General features: G+C 71.0%; 2 protein-coding genes. Both read left to right on the top strand.

Annotation, left to right across the window (positions count from 1 at the left end; all coding sequences use genetic code 11):
• Positions 1 to 4: 4 nt before the first annotated feature.
• Positions 5 to 11884 (top strand): type I polyketide synthase, encoded by an 11880-nt coding sequence (locus ACFV2X_RS54225; RefSeq protein WP_385631413.1) that lies wholly within the window; start codon positions 5 to 7, stop codon positions 11882 to 11884.
• Between the two features lie 47 nt (positions 11885 to 11931).
• Positions 11932 to 13652 (top strand): type I polyketide synthase (locus tag ACFV2X_RS54220; RefSeq protein WP_385631410.1); only part of this gene is annotated, 1721 nt, incomplete at its 3' end.

Here is a 13652-nt window from a genome sequence, read left to right as displayed (position 1 = left end):
GTCGGTGGGGTTGTCGGAGGAGGAGGTGGTTGCTCGGCTACGGGAGTGGGATGGTCGGGTTGAGATCGGGGCGGTCAACAGTCCGTCCTCGGTGGTGATTTCCGGTGACACCGAAGCCCTTGGTGGGGCCCTTGACGCCCTTGCGGCGGACGGCGTCGGCGCGCGCCGGGTCGCGATCGACTACGCCTCCCACACCAAGCACGTCGAAGCGATCGAAGACGCACTGGCAGCCGCGTTCGCCGACATCCGTGCCCAGGCGCCGCTGATTCCCTTCTACTCGACCGTGACCGGTGAGTGGGTGCGGGAGGCGGGTGTCCTGGACGGCGGTTACTGGTACCGCAACCTGCGCGGTCAGGTCCGCTTCGGCCCCGTGATCGCTGACCTGCTGGCCGACGGCCACACCGTCTTCGTGGAGTCCAGCGCGCACCCCGTCCTGGTCCAGCCGATCAACGAGATCGTCGACCAGGCCGGCACCGGCGCCGTGGTGAGTGGATCGCTACGTCGTGGCGAGGGCACCTCGCGCCGGCTGCTGACCTCGATGGCGGAACTCTTCGTCCGAGGCGTTCCCGTCGACTGGACCGGTGTCCTCCCGGCCGGTGCCGTCGCCGCCCAGGCCGACCTCCCCACCTACGCCTTCGACCACCAGCACTACTGGCTCCGCCCCACTCCCGCCGTCGACGCCGTCGCGCTCGAACAAGCCGCCGGCGACCACCCACTCATCGGGGCGATCGTCGGCCGACCGGACTCCGGCGGCCTCATGACCACCTCACGGTGGTCGGTGGCCACCCACCCCTGGCTCGGCGATCACACCGTCGGTGATGTCGTGGTCGTACCGAGCGCGGCGCTGGTCGAGATGGCCATCCGGCTCGGTGACGAAGTCGGCAGCCCCGTGATCGAGGAGCTGACCGTGGACTGGCCCGTCCTGCTGCCGTTGCGCGGCGGCGGCCGAGCAGTACAGATGACCGTCGGAAAGGTCGACGAGCAGGGGCGGCGACTGGTCGAGGCGTACTCCCGCCCGGACGACGCGAGCCCGGACGCGGTGTGGACACGCCACGCCCACGGCACATTGATGCCCGGACCGGTGACCCCACCGGCTTCCAGCAGCAGGTGGCCCACCACCAGTCCCACAACCGACGTCGCCCTCCATGAGGCAATCGGCGACGCCGACCGCTACGGCCTGCACCCGGCGCTGCTCGACGCGGCGATCTGCACGGCGCTGCCCCCAGGCATGATCGCAACCCGGTGGAGCGGGGTGACCTTGCTGGCCTCCGGCGCCGCGGCGGTACGGGTCCGCGCAGCCCGTGACGCCGCTGAAGTGACCCGCCTCGAGCTGGTGGATGCCACCGACGCGCCGGTGCTGATCGCTGATGCCGTCGTCGCCGAGCTGTTTTCGCCCGAGAAGGCGGACGCGTCGGGCCCCGGCGCCCTGTTCCAGGTCGATTGGGTCGAACTGCTCCCGCCCCCGGGGGAAACGACTGAGGAAGCCGTCACCACGGCGACCATCACCGACGCCGAAGACCTCGCTGACCTCACAGCCATACCAGACCTTCTGATGTACGAGGCCGGGCACTCGCCCGCCGACCCGCGCGAGGCCGTCGCCGCCGCGTTGGCCGTTCTCCAGGCATGGCTGGCAGCACCGGCCCTGGCGCACACCTGCCTCGTCGTGATGATCCCCGGGGCTGAGGACGATCTCACCGCGGCCGCCGTGTCCGGCCTGCTGCGTTCGGCACAGTCGGAGCACCCCGACCGCATCGTCCTCGTCGACCGCGAATATGCCGAACACCACGACAGCGCAGCGACCGTGAAGGCCGTGCAACTCGCGTCGGTCACGGGCGAGCTCCGAATTCGTGTGCGAGATGGCGTGACCCTCGTACCTCGGCTCAAGCGCGCCCCACTCACCGAAAACCCCCCGCGCGAGTTCACCCCTGACGGCACCGTCCTCGTCACCGGCGGCACGGGGACGCTCGGCAGTCTCGTAGCCCGACACCTGGCTACCGAACACGGCGTACAGCACCTGCTGCTGACCAGCCGGAGAGGACCGGACGCCGAAGGGGCGGCGGCGCTGTACGAGGAACTGACAAACCTCGGCACGACCGTCACCATCGCCGCGTGCGACACCGCCGACCGGGACGCTGTCGCGGCGCTCCTCGCCGCCGTACCGGACGCACACCCGCTCACTGCCGTCGTCCATACCGCCGGAGTCCTCGACGACGCCGTGGTCACCGCCCTGACCCCGGACCGTCTCGACACTGTCCTGCGGCCGAAACTTGACGCCGCACTGCACCTGCACGACCTGACCCGGGACATGGACCTCGCGGCGTTCGTCCTCTTCTCCTCCGCCGCCGGGGTCCTCGGCAACCCCGGCCAGGGCAACTACGCCGCCGCGAACGCCTCCCTGGACGCCCTCGCCCTGCACCGCCGCCGCTCCGGCCTGCCCGGCATCTCCCTCGCCTGGGGTTACTGGAACGCGGCCACCGCCATGACCCGGCACCTCGGTGCCGCAGACCTGCACCGCACCCGGAGCCTCGGCATGGCCGGGCTCTCCACCGCCGAGGGCATGGCGCTGCTAGACATGGCCCTACGGGCGGGCGAGGAGACTCCCGCCGCTCTCGTGGCAACTCGGTTCGACCTTCCCGCCCTGCGGGCATCCACCCGCGCCGGAACTCCCGTGGCACCGCTCCTGCGCGGCCTCGCCCCCGTTCCTCGGCCGGCCGCCGCGTCCTCGCATACGGCCGTAACCGGCTCCCTGCGTCAGCGGCTCGACCGCCTGGGCACCAAGGAGCGCACAGAGGCGCTGGTGGAACTGGTCCGACGGAACGCCGCCCAGGTGCTCGGCCACTCCGGCGCTGACGACATCCGCGTCGACCGCGCCTTCAAGGACGCCGGCTTCGACTCGCTGACCGCCATCGAGCTGCGCAACCGGCTCGCGGCCGCGACGACTCTCACCCTGCCCTCCACCATCGTCTTCGATCACCCGAAGCCGCTGCTGCTCGCCGACCACCTGCGCGTACAGCTCTTCGGCGACGACGAACAACGACAAGAAAACGACCAGCACGGCGACGGCACCGTGGCTACCCTCTCCGACGACCCGATCGCCATCGTCGCGATGGCCTGCCGCTTCCCCGGCGGTGTGGAAAGCCCCGAAGACCTGTGGCGCCTGGTCACCGAAGGCGCCTCGGTCATCGGCGAGTTCCCCGACGACCGCGGCTGGGACATCGATTCGCACTACGACGCTGATCCTGACCGAATCGGCAAGACCTACGTACGGCACGGCGCGTTCCTGGACGACGCAACCGGATTCGACGCCGCCTTCTTCGGGATCTCACCGAACGAGGCGCTCGCGATGGACCCCCAGCAGCGGCTGTTCCTGGAAACCACCTGGGAGGCGTTCGAACGCGCCGCGATCGACCCGACCGGACCCGGCAGTAAGGACGTCGGCGTCTTCGTCGGCGTCAACAGCCACGACTACACCGTTCGGACGTACCACGCGCCCGGCGTCGAGGGCTTCCGCCTCACCGGCAACTCCGGCAGCGTCATCTCCGGCCGGATCGCCTACCAGTTCGGCTTCGAAGGCCCGGCTATCACGATCGACACAGCCTGCTCGTCCTCGCTCGTCGCCCTCCACCTGGCGGCCCGCGCAATCCAGCAGGGCGAGTGCTCCATGGCCCTCGCCGGCGGCGTGATGGTCATGGGCAATCTGGAGACCTTCGTCGAGTTCTCCCGGCAGCGCGGCCTCTCGCCGGACGGCCGCTGCAAGCCCTTCGCCGACGCGGCGGATGGAACCGGCTGGTCCGAGGGCGTCGGCGTGCTCCTCGTCGAACGACTCTCCGACGCACGCCGCCGAGGTCACCAGGTCCTCGCGGTGGTCAAAGGCACGGCGGTCAACCAGGACGGCGCGTCCAACGGACTCACAGCGCCCAACGGCCTCTCACAGCAGCGAGTGATCCGCAAGGCGCTCGCCGACGCCGGCCTGTCGACATCGGATGTGGACGCGGTCGAGGGCCACGGCACGGGAACGGTCCTCGGAGACCCCATCGAGGCGCAGGCGCTGCTCGACACCTACGGGCAGAACCGGCCCGCCGACCGCCCGCTGTGGCTCGGCTCGATCAAGTCCAACATCGGTCACACCCAGGCCGCGGCCGGCGTGGCAGGCGTCATCAAGATGGTGATGGCGATGCGGGACGGCGTCATGCCCCGCACGCTGCATGTGGACCGGCCCTCGACCCACGTGGACTGGTCCACCGGCGCGGTGCAGCTACTCGCAGAGGCCCGTCAGTGGCCCGATGCCGGGCATCCGCGATGCGCCGGTGTCTCGTCCTTCGGCATCAGTGGCACCAACGCGCACGTCGTGATCCAGCAGGCGCCGGCCGAAGACGCCACCTCGGACCAGGCGCATGGCGCCGAACCCGCACCGTCACATTCCGCTGGTCTGCCCACGCCCGTTCCTGTGTCGGCCCGGACAGCGGCGGCTCTGCGCGCCCAGGCCGGGCGCCTCGCTCGCTTCGTCGACGCGCGGCCCGAGCTGTCCCTCACCGACACCGCGCACGCGCTGGCCACTACCCGTGCCCAACTCGACCACCGGGCCGTCCTGCTGGCCACCGACCGGCAGCAGCTCGCTGACGCGCTGCGCGCACTCAGCAACGGCACGCCCACCGCCGCCACTGTCACCGGCCGCCCCTCCGAGGGGAAACTGGCCTTCCTCTTCACCGGGCAGGGCAGCCAGTGGGCCGGCATGGGCCGCGAACTCGCCGAACGACACCCGGTCTTCCGCGAGGCATTCACCGCCGCATGCGATGCCGTCGAACGACACCTGGACGGTCACCTGGCGCGTCCGTTGCACCACGTGCTGTTCGCCGAGTCCGGCACGGCGGAAGCCGCATTGCTCGACCAGACCCTGTACACACAGGCAGGTCTCTTCGCCCTGGAGACCGCGCTGTTCCGGCTCTTCGGCTCCTGGGGCGTACGGCCGGACCTCGTGGCCGGACACTCGGTCGGCGAGATCTCCGCCGCCCATGCCGCCGGAATACTCGACCTGGCGGAGGCAGGCGAACTGGTCGCCGCCCGCGGCCGGTTGATGCAGGCCCTGCCGGAGGGCGGCGCGATGGTCGCCGTCCAGGCAACGGAGGCCGAGGTCGCACCGTTGCTGGACGAGACTTCAGGCGAGATCGCCATCGCCGCGGTCAACGGACCCGACGCCATCGTGCTCTCCGGCGCCCAGGACACCGTCCTCGACGTGGCCGCGCGACTTGCCGACCAGGGCCGGAAGACCAAACGCCTGAAGGTCGGTCACGCCTTCCACTCGCCACTGATGGCCCCCATGCTCGACGAGTTCCGAGCTGTCATTGCCCGGCTGCGTCCCCGCCCGGCCACCCTCCCCGTCGTCTCCACGCTCACCGGCACCCCCGCGAAGGACGGCCAGTTCGCCACCCCGGAGTACTGGGTCGACCAGGTGCGCCATGCCGTACGGTTCGCCGACGCGGTCACCGCGCTGCGCGACCAGGGCGCCCGAACCTTCCTGGAGATCGGACCCGGCAACAGCCTGACCTCTTTGACCCTCGGCGCTCTCGGCACGGATCACGGGGACTGCTTCGCCACCATGAGTGAGGACGACTCGGAGGAGACCGCCGTCCTCACCGCACTCGCCGAACTGCACGTCCGTGACACGGATGTCGACTGGCCGGCTCTCCTCGGCACCCCGGCCACCGAGATCGGCACCGAACTGCCCACGTACGCCTTCCAGCACCAGCGTTACTGGGTCGAACCCGAGATCTCCGCCGCGGGCGCCGAGGCGCTCGGCGCCCGCGCCACCGGACACCCGTTGCTCAGCACGGCCATCGAGATTCCCGGGGACGGCCCCACCTGTTTGGTGCTCACAGGCCGGCTCGACCGGCGGGCCCTCGGCCGGCTCCTCGACCCCGGCACCGGTGCCGTTCCGGCAGCCGCACTTCTCGACCTCCTGGTCCACGCAGGCACAGTGGCGGGCAGCGGCGCGGTCGAACAGATCACCATCGACTCGCCGCCGACCGTGCCCGAACACAGCCACCTCCAGCTCCGCGTCCGCGTCGATGGTCCCGGCCGGGACGGGCTGCGCCCGGTCGTCATCCACAGCAGGCGGTCCGGCGACGAGGACAGCGCCTGGACGCGCCACGCCCGCGCCCTGCTCCGGCCCGGCCTGCCCACACCATCCTTCGACCTGCGCACCTGGCCGGCCGCTGGAGCCGACGCCCTGGCCGACCTGCTCGACCCCCAAGAGAGCGGGGGCATACACGGCCTGACGGAACAGGACGGCCAGCTCTTCGCCAACCTTTCCCTGCCACCGGAACTCGTCGATCAAGCCGCGGGGTTCACCCTCCATCCCGCACTCCTCGACTCCGTCCTTCGCCTCCTGGCAGACCGCACCGGCGAGAGCGGGCGCGACCTCACAACCTGCACCGACCTGGCCGTGTTCGCCGAGGGCGCCACAGCCCTGCGGCTACGGGCGACGCCCGTGGACGGCGGACGCCATCTTGTGGAGCTCGCCGACCACACGGGCGAACCAGTCGCCGTGCTCGGCCCACTGGCCCTGTCCAGCCCCACCAGCGTCACCATCGACGCCACGGTTGCCACCCCTGCCCCCGGCGAGACGCATACGACGAAGGACGGTCAGCTGGTCCGACGCATCGTCGGCCGCCCGGCCGCCGAGAAAGGATCACTGGCCCACCGGCTCGCCGCGCTGGACGCCACCGAACAGCAGCGGGCACTGCTCGACCTCGTGCAGGAGAGCGCGGCCGTCGTCCTCGGCCACACCGGCGCCGAAGCACTCGAGGAGAACCGGCCGTTCAAGGACCTCGGCTTCGACTCGCTCAGCGCCGTCAAACTCCGCAACCGGTTGCACGACTTCACCGGCGTGAGCCTGCCCAGCACTGTCGTCTTCGACCACCCGACCCCTGCCACTCTCGCCGGGCACCTGCGCATCGAACTGCTGGGCGAGGAAGTCGTACCCGAACCGGCTGAAGGCGTCCGACCCGGACCTGCCGTGCCGGCGGAATCCGACGAGCCGATCGCCATCATCGCCATGAGCACCCGCCTGCCCGGTGGTGTCGACACCCCTGAGGACTTGTGGCGATTGGTCATCGACGAGCGCGACGCGCTCTCCGTCTTCCCGCGCAACCGGGACTGGGACGTCGACACGCTGTACCACCCGGACCCGGCCCACCCCGGTACCACCTACACCCGGGTCGGCGGATTCCTGCACGACGCCGCCCAGTTCGACGCCAAACTCTTCGGGATCTCACCGCGCGAGGCCCTCGCGATGGATCCGCAGCAGCGGCTGCTCCTGGAGACCTCGTGGGAGGCCCTGGAACGTGCCGGAATCGATCCCCTCTCCGTCCGGGGCGACGACATCGGTGTTTTCACCGGCATCGTCCACCACGACTACGTCACCCGGCTGAGGCAGGTCCCCGAGGACGTCCGGGGCTATGTGATGACCGGCACGTCGCCGAGCGTGGCGTCGGGGCGCGTGGCGTACGTGTTCGGCTTCGAAGGGCCGGCGGTGACCATCGACACGGCTTGCTCGTCCTCGCTCGTGGCGATGCACCTGGCGGCCCAGGCGATCCGGCGCGGAGAGTGCTCGCTCGCGCTCGCCGGAGGTGCGACCGTCATGTCCAGCCCGGATGCCTTCGTCGAATTCGCCGGCCAGCGCGGACTCTCCCCCGACGGCCGGTGCAAGGCGTACTCCTCGACCGCGGACGGCACGGGTTTCGCCGAGGGCGTCGGCGTGGTCGTCCTGGAGCGCCTGTCGCAGGCCCGTCGCAACGGCCACCGGATCCTGGCCGTGATGCGCGGCAGCGCGGTCAACCAGGACGGCGCCTCGAACGGGCTGTCCGCCCCCAGCGGACCGTCCCAGCAACGCGTCATCCGACGCGCCCTGTCCGACGCCGGCCTGTCGACGAAGGACATCGACATCGTCGAGGGCCACGGCACCGGCACCCCCCTGGGCGACCCGATCGAGGTCCAGGCGCTACTCGCCACCTACGGCCAGGACCGGCCCGCCGACAGTCCCCTGTGGCTCGGCTCGCTGAAGTCCAACATCGGCCACACCCAGGCAGCCGCGGGCATCTCCGGCGTCATCAAAATGGTCGAAGCGCTACAGCACGGCGTCATGCCGCCGACGCTCCACGTCGCCGAGCCGACACCGCAGGTGGATTGGGCGACCAACGCGATCGCCCTGCTCACGCAGGCACGGGAATGGCCGGCCACCGGCCGCCCGCGCCGAGCCGCCGTCTCCTCCTTCGGCGTGAGCGGCACGAACGCGCACGTGATCCTGGAACAGGCTCCCGTGGAGCAGCCCGCGGCGACGGCCACACCGACCGAAGCAGTGGGCCCGCTGGTCGTGTCCGCCGCATCGAAGGCATCCCTGGCAGGGCAGGCAGCGCGCCTCGCGACGTTCCTCGAGACCTCCGAGAACTCCGCGCCGCTGGATGCCGTGGCGGCGGGGTTGGTGTCGCAGCGGACGGTGTTGTCCGAGCGTGCGGTGGTGGTGGCCGGTTCCCGTGCCGAGGCGCTGGCGGGTCTGCACGGGCTCGCACGGGGTGAATCTCGTCCCGATGCCGTCGCCGGGAGCGCGGTGGCCCCGGGCCGGACGGTGCTGGTGTTCCCGGGCCAGGGTTCGCAGTGGGAGGGCATGGGCCGTGAACTCCTCGACTCCTCGCCGGTGTTCGCGCAGCGGGTCGGGGAGTGCGCAGCGGCGCTCGAGCAATGGGTTGACTGGTCGTTGGTGGACGTGCTGCGCGGGGATGTTCCGGCCGAGATGCTGGAGAGGATCGAGGTGGTCCAGCCGGCGCTGTTCTCCGTGATGGTGGGCCTTGCCGCGGTGTGGGAGTCGGTGGGCGTGGTGCCGGATGCGGTGGTCGGTCACTCGCAGGGTGAGATCGCCGCCGCGTGTGTCTCGGGCGCGCTGTCATTGGAGGACGCGGCTCGGATTGTAGTGCTGCGCTCACAGCTGTTCGCCGACGAACTGGTGGGGCGAGGCGCCGTGGCATCCGTGGCGCTGTCCGGGCAGGACGCGGAAGAGTTGCTGGCGCCGTACGGAGGCCGGTTGGCCATCGCGGGCGTGAACAGCCCCCGCTCGGTGACCGTGGCCGGGGCGCACGAGCCGCTCGAGGAGCTGGTTGCGGCGCTGACCGGGCGAGGGATCCGGGCCCGGATCGTGTCCTCGACAGTCGCTTCGCATTCCTCGCAGGTGGACAGGCTGCGCGACCGCATCACCGAACTGCTGTCCTTCGTACGCCCCGGCAAGGGCCGCGTGCCGCTCTACTCGACCGTCACCGGCGAGGTTCTGCACGGCCCTGAACTGACGGCCGACTACTGGTTCGAGAACTGCCGCCGACCGGTCGATTTCGAGCCCGTCGTCCGCAAGCTGCTGGCTGGCGGTCACACCGTGTTCGTGGAGTCGAGCGCCCACCCGGTCCTGGCCCAGCCGCTCAATCAGATCGTGGACGAGGAGGATGACAACGTCCGGCTGCGTACCGTTGTCGGCAGCACGCTGCGCCGTGACGAGGGCGGCCCGCGCCGCCTGCTCACCTCGATGGCCGAGCTCTTCGTCCGGGGTGTTCCCGTCGACTGGACCAAGTTCCTCAGGGCCGGGGCCGGACACGTCGACCTTCCGACGTACGCCTTCGACCGGGGCCACTACTGGTTGCAGGATGCTGAGACAGCCGACGACAGCGGCGCCTCCGACAACGACGCCGACGCGGACTTCTGGAGCGCCGTCGAGCAGACCGACGCGGACTCGCTCGCCGGGCTCCTCGCCCCGCACTCCGCCGGTCTGCGCGACGCCTTGCGCACCGTCATGCCGGCGCTTGCGGACTGGCGCGGCAGGAGCCGGCGGCGCTCCAGCGCTGAACGCCTCCGCTACGCCGTCACCTGGCGGCCCCTGGACCGTGAGGTGTCAAGGGTGCCCGCGGGCCGCTGGCTCGCCGTCCTGCCGTCGGAATGCCCGGCCGAAACCGTGACCGGCTCCCGGGTGGCCGAGCTCATCGCGGAGCTCGGTGCCCAGGGACTCGACGTGGTGCCCTTCGAGACCGTTCCCTCCGCCTTCACCCGCACCGGACTCACCGCGCGCCTGAGCGACATCCGGGCCGAGTACGAGCCCGCAGGAGTTCTCTCCCTGCTCGCCCTCGACGGCGAGCAGGACGCCATCGACACCGTCGCCAGGACCCTCGCGCTGGTTCAGGCGCTGGGGGACGCGGGCTTGAACGGGCCGCTGTGGTGTCTGACCCGGGGCGCGGTGAACACCGGCATTCAGGACACGGCCGGCGAGCCCGGCGACGCCGCCATCTGGGGTCTGGGCCGCGCCGTGGCTCTCGAGCACCCCGACCGGTGGGGCGGCCTGATCGACCTGCCGGCGACCGCCGACGCCCACACCGCGCAGTACCTCGTGGGCGCGCTGAACGGCACTGCGGGCGACCAGCTCGCCGTACGCCGCCCCGGCCTCTACAGCCGGCGGCTCGTACGCAAGCCCGCATCTCAGACCCCCGCCGACGGTAGCTGGCGGCCCCACGGCACAGTCCTCGTGACCGGCGGCGCCGAGGCCCTCGGCATCCATGCCTCGCTCTGGCTCGCCCGGTCCGGCGCGCGCCGTCTCATCGTCACAACCACGGCTCAGGCCCCCGCCGACGCCGTCACCGAGTTGCAGGGCAAGCTCGCGGCCACCGGTGTGGAGACGACAGTCGTCTCATGTGCCGACGCCGACCGTGAGACGCTCGCCCGGCTCATCGCCGAGACCCCGCAGGAACAGCCGCTGACCGCCGTCGTGCACGCCGCCGACGCTCCATGGACCAGTGCCGTCGCCGACACCGGCCACGCCGACCTCACCGAGGTCTTCGCGGGCAAGGTCGACACCGCTGTATGGCTCGACGAACTGTCCACCGGCACCAACGCCGCCCCGCTCGACGCCTTCGTGGTCTTCTCCTCGATCGCCGGCATCTGGGGCGGCGGTGGCCAGGGTGTCTCCGGCGCGGCCGGCGCGGTCCTGGATGCCCTTGTCGATCGGCGCCGCGGCCGGGGACTCGCGGCCACCTCGATCGCCTGGGGAGCCCTCGACGGGATCGGCCTCGGCATGGACGAGGCGGCCGCCGCGCAGCTGCGCCGCCGCGGTGTCCTGCCGATGGCCCATCAGGTCGCCGTGACCGCGTTCGAACAAGCCGCGGAGGCACGGGAGAAGGCCGTGACGGTTGCCGACATGGATTGGGAAGCGTTCATCCCGGCGTTCACTTCCGCACGGGTCAGCCCGCTCTTCGCCGACTTGCCCGAAGCCGCAGCCGCACTGCGCTCCTCCCAACCCGATGTCGAGAACGGCGACATCACCTCATCCCTGGTCGACTCTCTGCGGGACGTCCCCCAGGCCGAACAAAACCGTCTCCTGCTACGGCTGGTCTGTGGGCAGGCCGCGACCGTCCTCGGACACAGCAGTGGGGAGAGCATCGGCCCGCTCCAGTCCTTCCAGGAGGTCGGCTTCGACTCGCTCGGTGCCGTCAACCTCCGCAACAGCCTGCACGTCGCCACCGGTCTACGACTGCCCGCGACACTCGTCTTCGACTACCCGACCCCGGACGCCGTCGTCGGCTTCCTGTGCTCCGAGTTGCTGACGGAAACGAGCGACGACCTGGAAGGGCGGGAGGACGACCTGCGACGCGTGCTCGCACAGGTCCCGCTCTCCCGCCTTCGGGAGGCCGGCCTACTCGACACGCTGCTCAGCCTCGGCGGCTCAGTGGACGGCTCCGTCCCCGAGGCGGCGGCGCCCGAGCCGGCCCCGGCGGCGCCCGCCGCCGAGGACGCAGCCGTGATCGACGTGATGGACGTCGCCGACCTCGTAAAGCGCGCTCTGGGCAGCAACCCCAACTGACTTACCGACACCTGGCCGACAGCCACAAAGACGGAGGATGCACCGAGATGACGGCACCGGACGAGCAGATCGTCGACGCACTGCGTGCCTCGCTCAAGGAGAACATGCGGCTCCAACAGGAGAACCAGCGTCTCTCCGAGTCCTCGGCCGAGCCCATCGCGATCGTGTCGATGGCTTGTCGGTACGCGGGCGGCATACGCAACCCCGAGGACCTCTGGCGGGTGGTGAACGACGGCACCGACGTCTACACCTCCTTCCCCGAGAACCGCGGCTGGGACCTGGAGGGCATCTACCACCCCGACCCGGACAACCCCGGCACGACGTACGTCCGCGAGGGGGCGTTCCTGCACGACGCCAATCTGTTCGATGCCGGGTTGTTCGGGATCTCGCCGCTTGAGGCGCTCGCGATGGAACCTCAACAGCGGCAGCTTCTCGAGATCTGCTGGGAGGCCCTCGAACGAGCCGGCATCGACCCGCACTCCGTACGCGGCGCCGACATCGGCGTATACGCCGGCCTGGTCCACCAGGACTACGCGCCCGACCTCAGCGGCCTCGAAGGCTACCTCAGCCTGGAGCGTGCTCTGGGCAGCGCGGGCGGCATCGCCTCGGGACGGGTCGCCTACACACTCGGCCTCGAAGGCCCCGCCGTCACCGTCGACACCATGTGCTCCTCCACCCTGGTCGCCGTGCACGTGGCCACACAGGCGCTTCGGCGCGGTGAGTGCGCCATGGCCCTGGCCGGCGGCGCGACCGTCATGTCGACCCCCGGAGGGTTCATCGGCTTTGCCCGGCAGCGCGCCCTCGCCTTCGACGGCCGCTGCAAGTCGTACGGGGCCGCCGCGGACGGCTCCAGCTGGGCCGAGGGCGCCGGTGTCGTCCTCCTCGAGCGGCTGTCGGACGCGCGCCGCAACGGACACCGGGTCCTCGCGGTGATCCGCGGCTCCGCCCTCAACCAGGACGGCGCCTCCAACGGTCTGACGGCGCCCAATGGCCCGGCGCAGCGGCGCGTCATCCACAAGGCGCTGGAGAACGCCGGCCTCACCACCGCCGACATCGACATGGTCGAGGGCCACGGCACCGGCACCGTTCTCGGCGACCCGATCGAGGCCCAGGCCCTGATCGCCACGTACGGCCAGGACCGGCCCGAGGGCCGGCCACTATGGCTCGGCTCGGTCAAGTCGGTGATCGGACACACCCAGAGCGGCTCCGGCGTGGCCGGACTGATCAACGCGGTGCAGGCGCTCAGGCACGGCGTCATGCCCGCCACCCGGCACGTCGACGCCCCCAACCCGCAGGTGGACTGGTCGGCGGGTGCGGTGGAGCTGCTGACCGAGGCCCGCGCGTGGCCGGAGCTGGGCCGGCCACGCCGGGCCGGTGTGTCCTCGTTCGGCGCCAGCGGTACGAACGCCCACATGATCCTGGAACAGGCGCCGGAAGAACCCGCTGCGGAGTCCCCCTCCGGCCCAGCGCTCGATGGAGTGGTACCGCTGGTGCTGTCGGCGGCTACGGCCGCCTCGCTGACCGGCCAGGCGGAGCGACTGGGGTCGTTCCTCGATGCGTCCGGCACGGTCGCGCTCGCCGATGTGGCGGCCGCACTGGTCACCGGCCGGGCGTCGCTGGCCCAGCGCGCGGTCGTCGTGACCGACTCGCCCGAGGAGGCCCTGGCAGGTCTCGGTGCGCTGGCTCGTGGTGAGGATGTTCGTGGGGTGGTTGTTGGTGGTGGGGTGAGGTCGGGTGGGGACGGCAAGGTTGTGTTGGTGTTTCCGGG

This window comes from Streptomyces sp. NPDC059679 (assembly GCF_042734105.1).
Taxonomy (GTDB): Bacteria; Actinomycetota; Actinomycetes; order Streptomycetales; family Streptomycetaceae; genus Streptomyces.
The sequence above is the reverse complement of the archived record's forward strand: the minus strand, read 5'-3'. Positions and strand labels throughout refer to the sequence as shown.